General features: G+C 42.5%; 15 protein-coding genes. 11 read left to right on the top strand and 4 right to left on the bottom strand.

The window, feature by feature from the left end:
* The first annotated feature begins 24 nt into the window (after positions 1 to 24).
* Complete coding sequence (gene folK, locus QZ565_RS01450) at positions 25 to 837, top strand: 2-amino-4-hydroxy-6-hydroxymethyldihydropteridine diphosphokinase (RefSeq protein ID WP_295524496.1); 813 nt, start codon at positions 25 to 27, stop codon at positions 835 to 837.
* Between the two features lie 45 nt (positions 838 to 882).
* Here the strand turns inward: folK and QZ565_RS01445 are convergent, their stop codons facing one another.
* Positions 883 to 1,200 carry a DUF960 domain-containing protein gene (locus QZ565_RS01445; protein ID WP_000886035.1) on the bottom strand — a complete coding sequence of 106 codons (318 nt, stop codon included), beginning with the start codon at positions 1,198 to 1,200 and terminating at the stop codon, positions 883 to 885.
* 238 nt (positions 1,201 to 1,438) lie between these two features.
* Between QZ565_RS01445 and ccpA the strand changes: the two genes are divergently transcribed.
* Positions 1,439 to 2,449, top strand: coding sequence for a catabolite control protein A (gene ccpA, locus QZ565_RS01440; RefSeq protein WP_001090627.1), 1,011 nt, complete (start codon positions 1,439 to 1,441; stop codon positions 2,447 to 2,449).
* A gap of 51 nt (positions 2,450 to 2,500) precedes the next feature.
* Here the strand turns inward: ccpA and QZ565_RS01435 are convergent, their stop codons facing one another.
* Positions 2,501 to 3,463: an asparaginase gene (locus QZ565_RS01435; RefSeq protein WP_295524493.1), complete on the bottom strand. Its 963-nt coding sequence runs from the start codon at positions 3,461 to 3,463 to the stop codon at positions 2,501 to 2,503.
* 65 nt (positions 3,464 to 3,528) lie between these two features.
* Here QZ565_RS01435 and QZ565_RS01430 point away from each other — a divergent pair, with 65 nt between their 5' ends.
* Positions 3,529 to 4,917 (top strand): Cof-type HAD-IIB family hydrolase, encoded by a 1,389-nt coding sequence (locus QZ565_RS01430; protein WP_295524491.1) that lies wholly within the window; start codon positions 3,529 to 3,531, stop codon positions 4,915 to 4,917.
* A gap of 34 nt (positions 4,918 to 4,951) precedes the next feature.
* Here QZ565_RS01430 and QZ565_RS01425 read toward each other — a convergent pair whose 3' ends face one another.
* Complete coding sequence (locus QZ565_RS01425) at positions 4,952 to 5,404, bottom strand: universal stress protein (protein ID WP_000079148.1); 453 nt, start codon at positions 5,402 to 5,404, stop codon at positions 4,952 to 4,954.
* 161 nt (positions 5,405 to 5,565) lie between these two features.
* Between QZ565_RS01425 and QZ565_RS01420 the strand changes: the two genes are divergently transcribed.
* The 4 genes from QZ565_RS01420 (at position 5,566) to QZ565_RS01405 (ending at position 9,611) form a co-directional block, all read left to right on the top strand.
* The gene (locus QZ565_RS01420; RefSeq protein WP_295524480.1) at positions 5,566 to 5,859 is read left to right on the top strand and encodes a hypothetical protein; all 294 of its coding nucleotides are present in this window, start codon (positions 5,566 to 5,568) and stop codon (positions 5,857 to 5,859) included.
* Between the two features lie 156 nt (positions 5,860 to 6,015).
* Positions 6,016 to 7,230: a pyridoxal phosphate-dependent aminotransferase gene (locus QZ565_RS01415; RefSeq protein WP_000666457.1), complete on the top strand. Its 1,215-nt coding sequence runs from the start codon at positions 6,016 to 6,018 to the stop codon at positions 7,228 to 7,230.
* A gap of 144 nt (positions 7,231 to 7,374) precedes the next feature.
* Positions 7,375 to 7,509: a 50S ribosomal protein L34 gene (rpmH, locus tag QZ565_RS01410; RefSeq protein WP_000831905.1), complete on the top strand. Its 135-nt coding sequence runs from the start codon at positions 7,375 to 7,377 to the stop codon at positions 7,507 to 7,509.
* Positions 7,510 to 7,646: 137 nt separating this feature from the next.
* The gene (locus QZ565_RS01405; RefSeq protein WP_295524452.1) at positions 7,647 to 9,611 is read left to right on the top strand and encodes a peptide ABC transporter substrate-binding protein; all 1,965 of its coding nucleotides are present in this window, start codon (positions 7,647 to 7,649) and stop codon (positions 9,609 to 9,611) included.
* A gap of 92 nt (positions 9,612 to 9,703) precedes the next feature.
* On the opposite strand, the gene QZ565_RS01400 is transcribed toward QZ565_RS01405, so the two are convergent.
* Positions 9,704 to 11,548, bottom strand: a complete 1,845-nt coding sequence (locus QZ565_RS01400; RefSeq protein ID WP_295524450.1) for an APC family permease — start codon at positions 11,546 to 11,548, stop codon at positions 9,704 to 9,706.
* 156 nt (positions 11,549 to 11,704) lie between these two features.
* On the opposite strand from QZ565_RS01400, the gene QZ565_RS01395 reads away from it, so the two are divergent.
* The 4 genes from QZ565_RS01395 (at position 11,705) to rsmA (ending at position 14,333) form a co-directional block, all read left to right on the top strand.
* Positions 11,705 to 12,478, top strand: coding sequence for a TatD family hydrolase (locus tag QZ565_RS01395; protein ID WP_295524448.1), 774 nt, complete (start codon positions 11,705 to 11,707; stop codon positions 12,476 to 12,478).
* Entirely contained in the window at positions 12,478 to 13,044 is a 567-nt protein-coding gene (rnmV, locus tag QZ565_RS01390) for a ribonuclease M5 (RefSeq protein ID WP_295524446.1), read from the top strand. Before QZ565_RS01395 ends, rnmV begins: the two co-directional genes overlap by 1 nt.
* A gap of 107 nt (positions 13,045 to 13,151) precedes the next feature.
* Positions 13,152 to 13,448, top strand: a complete 297-nt coding sequence (locus QZ565_RS01385; RefSeq protein WP_295524444.1) for a hypothetical protein — start codon at positions 13,152 to 13,154, stop codon at positions 13,446 to 13,448.
* A gap of 12 nt (positions 13,449 to 13,460) precedes the next feature.
* Complete coding sequence (gene rsmA, locus QZ565_RS01380; RefSeq protein ID WP_295524442.1) at positions 13,461 to 14,333, top strand: 16S rRNA (adenine(1518)-N(6)/adenine(1519)-N(6))-dimethyltransferase RsmA; 873 nt, start codon at positions 13,461 to 13,463, stop codon at positions 14,331 to 14,333.

The following is a 14,333-nucleotide window of genomic DNA, read 5'->3' as shown; positions in this document are numbered from 1 at the left end:
GGATTTTTCTAGAAAGGACTAGTTATGGATCAACTGCAGATTAAAGATTTGGAAATTTTTGCCTATCATGGTCTTTTTTCAAGTGAGAAAGAATTGGGGCAGAAGTTTGTTATTTCCGCAAGCTTATCCTATGATATGACTAAGGCGGCGACAGACTTGGATTTAACAGCATCTGTCCATTACGGAGAACTGTGTCAGCAGTGGACGACTTGGTTTCAGGAAACCACTGAGGACTTGATTGAAACGGTAGCCTACAAACTAGTAGAACGTACTTTTGAGGCTTATCCTCTTGTCCAAGAAATGAAGCTGGAACTGAAAAAACCTTGGGCGCCAGTGCATTTGCCACTAGATACTTGCTCGGTAACCATTCATCGTCGCAAGCAACGGGCCTTTATCGCCCTAGGAAGCAATATGGGAGATAAACAAGCAAACTTGAAACAAGCCATTGAGAAAATGCGAAATCGTGGCATCCATATTCTCAAAGAGTCCAGTGTCTTAGCAACGGAGCCTTGGGGTGGAGTGGAGCAGGATAGCTTTGCTAATCAAGTGGTTGAGGTGGAAACCTGGCTACCAGCACCAGTCTTGTTAGAAACCTTGTTAGCCATTGAGTCAGAGATGGGACGGGTTAGAGAAGTGCATTGGGGGCCTCGTTTGATTGATTTGGACTTGCTCTTTGTAGAGGACCAGATTCTTTATACAGACGACCTCATCTTGCCTCATCCTTATATAGCGGAACGCCTTTTTGTCCTTGAGTCCTTACAGGAAATTGCGCCTCATTTTATCCATCCGACATTAAAGCAACCGATCCGCAACTTGTATAATGCTTTGAAACAATAGAAAAAACTCTAGTTTTCAGTCGCTTGTAACTGAAGGCTAGAGTTTTTAAAATAGGTCATTTTCTTCTGGGAGGAGGATAGTTTCTCTACCGTCCATATCTAAAACCAGGACTCTCGGGGGATAAAGAGGGTCGAAAGGGTGGTTAAAGTCAAAATCAATGGCTGTAGGGAGATGTTGACTTGAAAAGTGGAAGGTAATTTTTCCTTGGTTATTAAGCAATTGAAACTCGAGTTCCTCCTCCAATTCAAAGACATTTTTTAAGAAGTGGTCGATGATGTACCAAAAAGAGTCAATAACATCATCAGGCAAGCTGGTAACAATGCCAAAACTAGCTGACCGCATGTGGGTATTGGTAAAAGCCATATTTCTGCCCCCTTTCTTTTCCCTTATCATACAGCAAATAGGATTAAAAATCAAGAAAAGGTGATTTTTTCTTCATAAACATAGTTTTCTATGAAATTTTTTTCAAATAACCTTCAAAAAATACTTGAAAGTGTTTACAAATAGTGATAAAATGGAATAAGCAGAAGCATGAAAACGAAATTTTCATACCGTCTCTTTTTTTGGAGTCTCGTGAGGTATGATATAGAAAGGAAATAGAATGAATACAGACGATACAGTAACGATTTATGATGTCGCCCGTGAAGCAGGAGTTTCAATGGCGACAGTTAGCCGTGTAGTCAATGGCAACAAGAATGTAAAAGAGAACACCCGTAAAAAAGTGCTTGAGGTGATTGATCGTTTGGATTACCGTCCAAATGCAGTGGCGCGTGGTCTTGCAAGTAAAAAGACAACCACTGTTGGTGTCGTAATCCCGAATATTACCAATGGCTATTTCTCAACGCTTGCTAAAGGGATTGATGATATCGCTGAAATGTACAAGTACAATATCGTCCTTGCCAATAGTGATGAGGATGATGACAAGGAAGTTTCAGTGGTCAATACACTGTTTTCTAAGCAAGTGGATGGTATCATCTTTATGGGTTACCACTTGACTGAAAAAATTCGTTCAGAGTTTTCTCGTTCTCGAACACCAGTTGTTCTTGCAGGAACTGTGGATGTAGAACATCAGCTTCCAAGTGTCAATATTGACTACAAACAAGCTACGATTGATGCAGTGACCTACCTTGCTAAAGAGAACGAGCGCATCGCTTTTGTTAGCGGTCCACTAGTGGATGACATCAATGGTAAGGTTCGTTTGGTTGGCTACAAGGAAGCCTTGAAAAAAGCAGGTATTTCTTATAGCGAAGGATTGGTATTTGAATCTAAATACACTTATGAAGACGGTTATGCCTTGGCAGAACGCTTGATTTCATCAAATGCAACTGCAGCAGTTGTAACAGGTGATGAGTTGGCAGCAGGTGTCTTGAACGGCCTTGCTGATAAGGGTGTGTCAGTACCAGAAGAGTTTGAAATCATTACTAGTGATGATTCACAAATCTCACGCTTTACCCGTCCAAACTTGACAACTATTGCCCAACCTCTTTATGACCTTGGTGCTATTAGTATGCGTATGTTGACTAAGATTATGCACAAGGAAGAGTTGGAAGAACGTGAAGTTCTCTTACCTCATGGTTTGACAGAACGTCGCTCAACACGAAAACGTAAATAGAAAAAATCAGGGAATCGTGAAGATTTCCTGATTTGTTTTTAGAGAAGAGGTTTAGCCTTCCATATAGTCTTTCAAAGCCTGTCCTTTTAGTCCGGCATTGAGGGCGATGAGGAGTTTCAAGCGAGCTTTTTGGGCGTTGAGTTCTTTAACAAAGAAGACACCAGATTTTTGCAACTGCACGCCCCCACCTTGGTAGGCATAAACAGGCTCAGCGATACCGTTAAAGCATCGTGAAACTAGGGCGACTGGGATTCCTTGTTGCAGAAGGCTTTCTAATTTTTGAGCCGTTTCTTTGGGAACATTACCAGCTCCGAAGGCTTGGATAATCAAACCGTCCAATTGTTCCAAATCCAGCATATCAATTAGCTCATCTGTCATACCAGCATAAGCCGAGATGATAGGGACCAAGCCTTGTATGTGATCAAGGTCAAAGCGAACACGAGGTTCAGCGGTTTTGAAGTAGAGGATTTCCTGTTTCATGATGAGACCAAGGGGGCCGTGGGTAGGAGTTTGGAAGGTGCTGACGTTGGTCGTATGCGTTTTGGTAACATACTTGGCAGCATGGATTTCATCGTTCATAACGACCAAAACCCCTTTGTCCGCAGCTCTGCCATCGCTAGCCACTCGTAAAGCACTCAGATAATTATAAACGCCATCACTGCCGAGTTCGTTGGAGCTACGCATGGCACCTGTTAGAACGATAGGCATATGGGGAACTTCCATGGTATCAAGGAAATAAGCTGTTTCCTCTAAAGTATCGGTTCCATGTGTAATCACAACCCCATCGTAGTTATCTGCTTCCTCTTTGATTTTTTGGTAGAGGGCTAGCATATGCTTGGGTTTGATATGGGGGCTTGGTAGGTTAAAAAAGTCCAAGGCGTGGACTTGGATTCCTTCAAGTGGGTTGGACACATGGTTCATGGGATTATCTGAACTCGTCACAACAGCGCCAGAAGCATCGGCCTGCATGGAAATAGTCCCACCTGTATGTAAAACAAGGATTTTCTTAGGCATGATTTACTCACTCTTTCTGAAATGTGGTATAATCATTGTATCACAAAAGGGGAGATTGGGATAGGATGGAAGTCAAAGCTGTTTTTTTTGATATCGATGGAACCTTGGTCAACGATCGCAAGAGTGTTTTGAAATCCACTAAGGACGCGATTAAAGTCGTCAAAGAACAAGGGGTGCTTGTCGGCGTAGCGACAGGTCGAGGACCTTTTTTTGTTAAGGAATTGATGGACGATTTGGACTTGGATTTTGCGATAACCTACAATGGCCAGTATATCTTTACTAAAGACAGAGTCTTGTTCACGAGCCCAATTTCCAAGTTACATTTGCGTCACCTCATTACTTATGCTAAAAAAGAGGGCAAGGAGATTGCCCTAGGGACCAAGGATGCCATGTTAGGTTCTAAAATCATGTCCTTTGGTTTGGGTTCTTTTTCTCAACGAATCAGTCGCTTCGTTCCCTCTGTTTTAACTCGGACGGTGAGTCATTCCTTTAATCGCATGGTCAGTAAGGTTGTTCCCCAAAAGGAAGAAGACCTGCTTCATCTGATGAATCAGCCTATTTACCAAGTTTTGATGCTGATGACTCCAGAAGAATCTGAGAAGGCAGCAGCTGATTTTGAAGATTTGAAATTGACACGTAGCAATCCATTTGCAGCGGATGTCATCAATCAAGGGAATTCTAAATTGGAAGGTATTCGCAGAGTTGGGAAAGAATATGGCTTTGACCTCAACCAAGTGATGGCCTTTGGTGACTCAGATAACGACCTAGAAATGCTTGCAGGTGTCGGTATGTCGGTCGCTATGGGAAATGGTAGTAGCAGTGTCAAGGAAGTTGCCAAGCATATCACTACCAGCAATCAGCAAGACGGAATCCACAAGGCCCTGGAACATTTTGGTGTTCTGGCCTCAGAAAAAGTCTTTGTTAGCCGTGACTATCATTTCAATAAGGTCAAGACCTTCCACCATATGATGGATGAACGGACCCAAGAAGAACCACGAGCTTGGGATTTAGAAGGTGCAACCCACAGGGCTGGCTTTAAAATAGAAGAATTGGTGGAATTTGTTAGAGCTGCCAGTCCTTCTGAAGAGGATTTTGGTCAAGCTCTATCGCAACTTCATCAAGCTCTTGATAAGGCGGCAGATAAAGTAGCCAAGAAGACGCCTGCTCAGCAAGATTTGATAGGTCAGGTAGATGCCTTGATTGATACGCTTTACTTTACCTATGGTAGTTTTGTCTTGATGGGGGTGGACCCAGAACGTATTTTTGATATTGTCCATCAGGCTAATATGGGGAAAATTTTCCCAGATGGCAAGGCTCATTTTGATCCAGTGACCCACAAAATCTTAAAACCAGATGATTGGGAAGAAAAATATGCTCCAGAACCTGCTATTAAAAAGGAACTGCAGCGCCAGCTCAAGGCTTATGAGCGTCATAAAGAGAGAAATAAACAGTAAACAAAAAGGAGCTCTGGGCTCCTTTTCTTCATGATTATAAGGTTTTTTCTTGTTCTCTCACCACCAGTAAATCGACTTTAGCATGGCGGAGAATGTATTCAGATGAAGAGCCGACCAAGAGGCGTTCAAAGGCGTTGAGACCTGTTGCGCCAACGAGGATGAGGTCCACTTCCTCAGCATCGGGAATAGTACGTGCTAGTAGGGTTTTTGGATTTCCCATTTCAATGACGATGTGAACATCTGCCACACCAGCATCTTTAGCACGTTTTTCGTACTCTTTCATCAGACTTTCAGCGTCGACTTGGAGTTCTTCGTAAACTTCAGCATCAAAGGTGGATACGCTTTGGAGTGCGCGTGTGTCAATGACATGTGCGATGGTGAGTTTAGCATCGTTTCGTAGAGCAGAATGAACTCCCTTGACAAAAGCCAAGTCCGCTTCTTTAGAACCATCGATTGCGACCATGATATTTTGGTAACGTTGTGCCATAATGAAACCTCCTGAAATTTTCTTACTATTATTGTAAACCTTTTCACTATAGAAGTAAAGCAAAAAAAGTATTTTTCAAAAGAATGTTAGCGCTTAAAAACTATATAAATATATGATAAAATAAAAGAAAGGATAGCAGGAAACAAGTGAAGGGAGGGAGAATGATGAAACACTCTTTTCAAAAATCAAATTTCTTTTATTATGGAATTATCCTAGTTTCAGTCTTGGTAGAAGTTATCATGATCTGGCAATTAGAAAAGCTGATTCCCCTTCTTTATCCAGGTTTTATCGGATTTTTAGTCTTTCATGTATTCTACCATCTAATTTTATTCCTAGTTGCTAAACGAAGTGGGCGTTGGGATTACATGATGATATGGGGGCTTTTCCTCATGTTCAATCTTCTCTATGATTCCTTTCTAGGCTTGCTTTTTCTAGGTTTATCTTTTGGTATGTGATCTTTCTTTGGCAAAATACCTGCTATCTCCCCTGTCTTGACCTCGCTGTTAGCGAGGTTTTTCTTCTATACGAACTTAGTAACCCATTTCAGTAAACTTGTCGCATTCTCTTTCTAGTGGTATAATGTTACTATCCTGATGAATTGAGGAAACAAGATGAAAGAATATAACAAGTCTAGTAAGTTAGAGCATGTTGCTTATGATATCCGTGGTCCTGTTTTGGAAGAAGCCATGCGGATGCGAGCAAACGGAGAAAAGATTTTACGTCTGAATACAGGAAATCCAGCAGAATTTGGCTTTACAGCGCCAGACGAAGTCATTCATGACTTGATTATGAATGCGCGTGATAGTGAGGGTTACTCTGATTCCAAAGGGATTTTCTCAGCCCGTAAGGCCATCATGCAGTATTGCCAATTGAAGAAATTTCCAAACGTAGATATTGATGATATTTACCTTGGAAATGGTGTCAGTGAGCTGATTGTCATGTCCATGCAGGGACTTTTGGACAATGGAGACGAGGTCTTGGTGCCAATGCCAGACTATCCTCTCTGGACAGCCGCTGTCAGCCTAGCTGGGGGAAATGCTGTTCACTATATCTGTGATGAAGCTGCAGAATGGTACCCAGATATTGACGATATCAAGTCAAAAATCACTTCCAATACCAAGGCGATCGTCCTTATCAATCCAAATAACCCAACTGGAGCCCTTTATCCTAAGGAACTCTTGTTGGAGATTATTGAGATTGCCCGTCAAAACGATTTGATTATCTTTGCGGATGAAATCTATGACCGCATGGTTATGGATGGACATGTGCATACGCCTGTGGCTAGTTTGGCACCAGATGTTTTCTGTGTCAGCATGAATGGTCTATCAAAATCTCACCGTATTGCTGGTTTCCGTGTGGGTTGGATGGTTTTGTCTGGACCTAAAACGCACGTCAAGGGCTATATTGAAGGACTCAATATGCTGTCCAATATGCGCCTTTGCTCTAACGTTTTGGCCCAACAAGTTGTACAAACTTCCTTGGGTGGCCACCAATCTGTTGATGAATTGCTCCTTCCTGGTGGACGAATTTACGAGCAAAGAAACTTCATCTACAATGCCATTCAAGACATTCCAGGTTTGTCTGCGGTTAAACCCAAGGCTGGACTCTATATCTTCCCTAAAATCGACCGCAATATGTACCGTATCGATGATGATGAGCAATTTGTCCTTAATTTCTTGAAACAGGAAAAGGTTCTCTTGGTTCATGGTCGAGGCTTTAACTGGCAGGAACCAGACCACTTCCGTATCGTTTACCTTCCTCGTGTTGATGAACTGGCCCAAATCCAAGAAAAGATGACTCGTTTCTTGAAACAGTATCGTAGATAGGGCTTACATTCGAAAAAGCTGGAAACATTTGCCTAGAGCTATTGACAAAAGTGAAAGAATCAGATAGAATAGTAAAGTATGTTTAGTAACTGATCACTTTATAGCCGGCTAAACGAATACAAAATCTATGAGGAGGTATTCATCGTGAAACGTACTTATCAACCAAGTAAACTTCGTCGTGCGCGCAAACACGGATTCCGTAACCGTATGTCAACTAAAAACGGTCGTCGCGTATTGGCAGCTCGTCGTCGTAAAGGACGCAAAGTTTTGGCTGCATAATCCAAACGAACCATAACAAAAATCAGTAGGAACTCGAGTCTACTGATTTTTATTTTTGTAAAAAAGTTAAAAAGGCTTTATATTTTTGCTCAAATAGTGTATAATATTTCACATACTGTAAAAAATGGAGAATAATCATGAAGAAATCAAAAGTTATGCTTTTTGGAGCTATGGTTTTGACAGCAGGTCTAGCTCTAGCGGCATGCGGGTCATCCCAATCAAGCAATGCAGACAAGACATACTCTTATATCTTTGTCAATAACCCAGATACCTTGGATTATATTACCTCTACACGAGATTCTACATCTAGTATCACAACCAACTTGATTGATGGTTTGTTGGAAAATGACCAGTATGGCAATCTCATCCCATCTATGGCTGAGTCATGGACAGTGTCAAAAGATGGTTTGACCTACACTTATAAAATCCGTCAGGGAGCTAAATGGTACACTTCTGAAGGAGAAGAGTATGCGGATGTAACAGCTCATGACTTTGTGACAGGTCTTAAGTATGCAGCTGATAAAAAAGCTGAAAACTTGTACTTGGTACAAGACTCTATCAAGGGTCTAGCAGATTATGTTGAAGGAAAATCATCTGATTTTGCAACTGTTGGTGTTAAGGCAGTGGATGATTACACGCTACAATACACCCTCAATCAACCTGAGACTTATTGGAACTCTAAAACAACAGCAAGTATTCTTAGTCCTGTAAATGAAGCTTTCTTGAAGTCTAAGGGAGATGACTTTGGAAGTGTGACACCATCAAGTATCTTGTCAAATGGTCCTTACTTGTTTAAGTCCTTCACATCAAAATCTTTGATTGAGTTTGATAAAAACCCTAACTACTGGGATAAGGACAATGTCAAAATTGAGAAAGTGAAACTTTCTTTCTTTGATGGTTCTGACCAAGACAGCATTGCAAGAGGCTTCTTGGATGGTAACTATACTGATGGTCGTATCTTCCCAACAAGTTCTGTCTTTGCTGAACTCAAAAAGGGAAATGAGGACAAAATTACCTATACACCGCAAAACTCAGTTACTTTCTATTATCTTTTCAACGTGAATCGTCAAAGCTACAAGCAAACTATGAAACAGTCTGATAAGGAAAAGACAGATTCGCGCGCAGCTATGCAGAATAAAGATTTCCGTCAGGCTATCAACTTTGCCTTTGACCGTCATGCCTATGCAGCGCAGACAAATGGTGAAGATGGAGCAGACCGTATCTTGCGTAACACGGTTACACCAAGTAACTTTGTCCAAGTTGGTGATAAGAACTTTGGTGATATTGTCAATGAAAAAATTGTCAACTACGGTAAAGATTGGGCGAATATCGACCTAAACGATGGTAAGCAAGCATTCTTGAATCCTGAAAAGGCCAAAGAGAAGTTTGCTAAGGCCAAAGAAAGTCTGCAAGCTCAGGGAGTAACTTTCCCAATTCATTTGGATATGCCAGTTGACCAGACTGCTAAGTTAGATGTGCAACAGGCCGGTTCTTTCAAGCAAACAGTGGAAGAAACCCTTGGTAAGGAGAATGTGGTCATCGATGTTATCCAACTATCTCCAGATGAAAAAGACCAAGCAACCTACTTTGCAGATACAGCAGAGCAAAAAGACTATGACATCGACATCTCAGGATGGGGTGGAGATTACTCAGATCCTAAGACTTACCTAGCAATCCTTGATCCAGAGACAGGTTCTCAGTTGAAAAACATGGGCTTGTCTGAAGGAAAAGACAAGGAAGTTAAGGACAAGATTGGTCTTGCTGACTATAAGAAACTCTTGGATCAGGCAGACGCAGAAATCACAGATACTCAAGCCCGCTATGAAAAATATGCTGAAGCCCAAGCTTGGTTAACAGATAGCGCCTTGTTCCTACCAGTTCAAAGTGGTGGAGCTAATCCAATCTTCCGTAAGACTGTACCGTTTACAGGACCATTCTCATTCGTTGGTCATAAAGGAAATGCGGACAACTACAAATATGTTGAATTGCAAAAAGAGCCAGTAACTGCTAAACAGTACCAAGAACTCTATGAAAAATGGCTAAAAGAAAAAGCTGAGTCAAATAAAAAAGCTCAGGAAGATTTAGCTAACCACATTCAATGATATTCCTAGTCATGCTTTTCAGTTAAACTTAGTGACTGGATTCAGAAAAAAGGTCCTACCAGACGCTTCTTGGTTCTGGTAGGGCCTTTTCTTTATTCTTTTAAGTGATAAGAATAGCTAGCGACAACGACATCTTGGTGCCAACGGAGGGCGTATTTGAGTTTGAGACTCATCTGATTGTGCAGGATATTTTGCCAAGGTTTATTGGGGATAAACTGGGGAACGAGGACAGTGACTGTATAGTTCTTTTTCTGAGCTTCCTCGGAAATCCGTTTGACATACTTGACAGTAGGGGTGATGATGTCACGGTAGCTGGTCTTGATATTTTTTAGAGTGATGGTTGGGAAGTAATCGGCAAATTCTTGGAGAATCTCTTGGTCTTTTTCTGCTGTTTCCTTAGTAGAAATATGCATGGCTAGGACTTCGTCACCGATACTTTGAGCGTAGTTAATGGCTCCAACACTTACACGGGTGACATTTCCTACTAGGACGAGAACTAGATTTCCATCGTAGGTACGTTTTTCGATTCCTTCATAGAGTCGCAGTTGTTGGGCTACTTTTTGGTAATGACTGTGAATCGCTAAGAAGAGTAGGGTGAGTACGAGAATAATCGGGAAGAAAGGCCAGATATCACTAAGACGGAAAAAGAGCAGGATTAGCACGATAGCGTAGCAAATGATAGCTCCAAGGATATTGGCAAGGGCAGGTTTTAAGAAATTTGCCCCTTTTTCTTTTTTCCAATGGCGAATCATCCCAGTCTGAGAAAGGGCAAAGGGCACGAAGACCCCGATAGTATAAAGAGGAATCAAGCGTTCAGTATTCCCATTAAAAATGAGAAGAAGAATCATAGCCCCAAAAGCCAGAGTTAAAATTCCATTGGAGTAGCCTAGGCGGTCTCCTTTTTCCATAAAGAGATGGGGCATGTATTTGTTTTTAGCCATATTGTAGGCCAGCATAGGGAAGGCTGAAAAGCCAGTATTTGCAGCTACGGCTAAAATCAAGGCTGTGGAGAATTGGAAGATATAATAGCCAAGGTGGCCTAAGAAGGAATTACCAAGGATGCCTTGAGCCATCTGTGAAAGAATAGTTTCTCCGTGTTGAGGCATAATCCCCATCCAGTAGTTTAGGAAGGTAATGCCTGCAAAAAGAAATCCTAGAATCAGTGACATGATGGTCAAGGTCTGAGCAGCATTCTTCTCTTTCGGAGCCTTGAAAAAGGGAACGGCATTTGAAATAGCTTCAACCCCTGTCAGAGAGGCGGAGCCGCTGGTAAAGGCTCTTAGAATGAGAACGATAGACAGGCTCGGGACGGCATGTCCAATAGGAGAAGTCGCCTGATAGCTGAGTGATCCTGTCATTAGTTGAAAGATTCCATAGAGCAAGAGAAAGACAGTACTGATAATAAAGAGATAGACAGGAATCATCAGTGAACTGGCAGATTCTTTTAAGCCCCGTAAGTTCAAGAGCATGAGCAAGCAAACTAGAAAAATGGAGATGTGGAGGTTGTAAGGGTGGAGAGCAGGGAGAGCTGCTGTGATAGCATCAGCTCCAGATGATACTGATACCGCCACAGTCAGCATGTAGTCAACCAGCAGACTACCTCCAGCAATCAAGCCTAGCTCGGGCGATAGATTTTCTCGAGTAACCATATAGGCCCCTCCTCCTTGAGGGTAGGCGTGGATGATTTGACGGTAGGAAACGGTCAGACTAGCCAGAAGCAGGAGGACAAAGAGGCCGATGGGAAGGCTCCACCATATAGCAAGTGGAGAGAGACTAGCCAAGACGAGGACTACTTGCTCAGGCCCATAGGCAATGGAAGATAGAGCGTCGCTTGATAACATGGCTAAGGCCTGCATTTTTCCCAGCAGCCCTCCCTCGCCTTCTGTTAAGGACTTAAGAGGACGACCGATAAAGGTCTGTTTTAATTTTGTAAACATGGTATTTTCCTTTTTTGAAAATTTCAATAAGTGCTATTATACTGCTTTGGAAAAATAGCGTCAAGAGACGACGATGGATTTTAGAATATTTTTTACAGATGAGGAGAGAAGGCAGTTTTTTGGTATAATAGAAGATAGAAAACGAGGTTAGAAGAGATGATTTTTGATACACATACACATTTGAATGTAGAAGAATTTGCAGGTCGTGAGGCAGAAGAAATTGCCTTGGCCGCTGAGATGGGTGTGACACAGATGAATATTGTTGGTTTTGATCAACCGACGATTGAGCGTGCTTTGGAGTTGGTGGATGAGTATGAGCAACTTTACGCGACTATTGGTTGGCATCCGACAGAGGCAGGGACTTATACAGAGGAGATTGAAGACTACTTGCTTGATAAGCTCAAGCATCCCAAGGTTGTTGCTTTAGGTGAGATTGGTTTGGATTATCATTGGATGACAGCGTCAAAAGAGGTGCAGGAGCAGGTTTTTCGTCGTCAGATTCAGCTGTCTAAGGACTTGGATTTGCCTTTTGTTGTCCATACCCGTGATGCGCTGGAAGATACCTATGAGATTATCAAGAGCGAGGGAGTTGGTCCTCGAGGTGGCATCATGCATTCTTTCTCAGGAACACTTGAATGGGCAGAGAAGTTTGTCGAGCTTGGTATGACTATTTCCTTCTCAGGAGTGGTGACTTTTAAGAAGGCAACCGATATCCAAGAGGCAGCTAGAGAACTTCCTTTGGACAAGATTTTGGTGGAAACGGATGCGCCTTATTTGGCTCCTGTTCCTAAACGTGGTCGCGAAAACAAAACAGCCTATACTCGCTATGTAGTAGATTTTATCGCGGATCTGCGTGGTATGACGACCGAGGAGTTAGCAGCAGCAACGACTGCAAATGCAGAGTGCATTTTTGGATTGGACAACAAGTAATGAAAGAAAAAATTTCCCAAGTCATCGTGGTCGAAGGTCGCGATGACACGGCCAATCTCAAACGTTATTTCGATGTAGAGACCTATGAGACTCGAGGTTCTGCCATCAATGACCAGGACATAGAGCGGGTTAAGCGCCTGCACCAACGTCATGGAGTCATTGTCTTTACAGACCCAGATTTTAATGGGGAGCGGATTCGTCGTATGATTATGACGGCCATTCCAACAGTTCAGCATGCCTTCCTCAAACGAGATGAAGCTGTTCCCAAATCCAAGACCAAGGGGCGGTCTTTGGGAATTGAGCATGCTAGCTATGAAGACCTAAAAACGGCTCTAGCTCAGGTGACAGAACAATTTGAACAGGAGAGTCAGTTTGACATCAGTCGTAGCGACTTGATTCGCCTTGGTTTTCTAGCAGGAGCAGATAGCCGTAAGCGACGAGAATATCTAGGAGAAGCTCTCCGAATTGGCTATTCCAACGGCAAGCAACTCCTCAAACGCCTAGAGTTGTTTGGGGTCACCTTGGCAGAAGTGGAAGAAGCTATGAAATCTTATAAGAACAGCTAAGCAAACCCCAAATGTAAGGGGAATGTGTTACAATAGAGATAAGTAGATTTATTTCAGAAAATTCATTTTGATAACATCTAAATAGAAGTTTACAAGGAAAGAGAGAAATGAAAATACAAGTTGACAGAGAGTCTATCTGCATGGGGGATGATGTTTTCTCTCATCAGATGGATCTTGATATTCCGGAGGATATGACAGTTGAGGAGCTTTGTAGTTTTCTTCAAAAGGACAGATATCTGCCTGGATTGGATACGGAATGGCTTCTTCGACATGGTGGAAAGACAATAACAAGTTATAATACGGAAACAAAAGAACTGACGAATCCAAATGTTTATTTAAAAGACCTGATTCATCAGGGTTCTAGAGGAAATGATTTTGTTTGGATATTTCGTCGTTCATATTAGAAAAGAGAATAAATGAGAATTGCAGATTATAGCGTGACCAAGGCAGTGCTGGAGCGTCACGGTTTTACCTTTAAAAAGTCCTTCGGGCAAAATTTCTTGACGGATACCAATATCCTTCAAAAAATCGTGGATACGGCTGAAATTGATGACCAGGTCAATGTTATCGAAATCGGGCCAGGTATTGGTGCCTTGACAGAATTCCTAGCGGAGCGTGCAGCTCAAGTCATGGCTTTTGAGATCGACCACCGTTTGGTACCGATTCTGGCAGATACCCTGCGTGATTTTGACAATGTAACAGTGGTCAACGAGGATATTCTCAAGGTCGATTTGGCGCAACATATCCAGAATTTCAAAAATCCTGACCTGCCAATCAAGGTAGTAGCCAACTTGCCATACTATATCACGACGCCTATTCTCATGCATTTGATCGAAAGTGGCATTCCCTTTAGTGAGTTTGTGGTCATGATGCAGAAAGAAGTGGCGGATCGTATCTCAGCCCAACCGAACACCAAGGCTTACGGTAGCTTGTCGATTGCGGTTCAGTACTACATGACAGCCAAGATTGCCTTTATCGTGCCGCGTACAGTCTTTGTGCCAGCGCCAAATGTGGATTCAGCTATTTTGAAAATGGTGCGTCGTCCAGAGCCAGCCGTAGCAGTGGAAGACGAGAACTTCTTCTTTAAGGTTTCCAAGGCTAGTTTTACCCATCGCCGCAAGACCTTGTGGAACAATTTGACAGGTTACTTTGGCAAGACTGAAGAAGTCAAGGAAAAATTGACCAAGGCCTTGGACCAAGCAGGTTTGTCACCGAGTGTTCGTGGGGAAGCTCTCAGCTTGGCAGAGTTTGCCAGTCTAGCAGATGCGCTTAAAGGACAAGGACTCTAA

This window comes from uncultured Streptococcus sp. (assembly GCF_915066115.1).
Classification (GTDB): domain Bacteria; phylum Bacillota; class Bacilli; order Lactobacillales; family Streptococcaceae; genus Streptococcus.
This window is presented reverse-complemented; position numbering and strand designations above follow the sequence as displayed.

Coding starts and splice junctions, on each gene's coding strand:
- rsmA (WP_295524442.1), top strand. CDS start 13,461: ATGAGAATTGCAGATTATAGCGTGACCAAGGCAGTGCTGGAGCGTCAC.
- QZ565_RS01420 (WP_295524480.1), top strand. CDS start 5,566: ATGATGAAACACTCTTTTCAAAAATCAAATTTCTTTTATTATGGAATT.
- QZ565_RS01385 (WP_295524444.1), top strand. CDS start 13,152: ATGAAAATACAAGTTGACAGAGAGTCTATCTGCATGGGGGATGATGTT.
- rnmV (WP_295524446.1), top strand. CDS start 12,478: ATGAAAGAAAAAATTTCCCAAGTCATCGTGGTCGAAGGTCGCGATGAC.
- QZ565_RS01435 (WP_295524493.1), bottom strand. CDS start 3,463: ATGCCTAAGAAAATCCTTGTTTTACATACAGGTGGGACTATTTCCATG.
- QZ565_RS01430 (WP_295524491.1), top strand. CDS start 3,529: ATGGAAGTCAAAGCTGTTTTTTTTGATATCGATGGAACCTTGGTCAAC.
- QZ565_RS01395 (WP_295524448.1), top strand. CDS start 11,705: ATGATTTTTGATACACATACACATTTGAATGTAGAAGAATTTGCAGGT.
- QZ565_RS01425 (WP_000079148.1), bottom strand. CDS start 5,404: ATGGCACAACGTTACCAAAATATCATGGTCGCAATCGATGGTTCTAAA.
- QZ565_RS01445 (WP_000886035.1), bottom strand. CDS start 1,200: ATGGCTTTTACCAATACCCACATGCGGTCAGCTAGTTTTGGCATTGTT.
- QZ565_RS01415 (WP_000666457.1), top strand. CDS start 6,016: ATGAAAGAATATAACAAGTCTAGTAAGTTAGAGCATGTTGCTTATGAT.
- folK (WP_295524496.1), top strand. CDS start 25: ATGGATCAACTGCAGATTAAAGATTTGGAAATTTTTGCCTATCATGGT.
- QZ565_RS01405 (WP_295524452.1), top strand. CDS start 7,647: ATGAAGAAATCAAAAGTTATGCTTTTTGGAGCTATGGTTTTGACAGCA.
- ccpA (WP_001090627.1), top strand. CDS start 1,439: ATGAATACAGACGATACAGTAACGATTTATGATGTCGCCCGTGAAGCA.
- QZ565_RS01400 (WP_295524450.1), bottom strand. CDS start 11,548: ATGTTTACAAAATTAAAACAGACCTTTATCGGTCGTCCTCTTAAGTCC.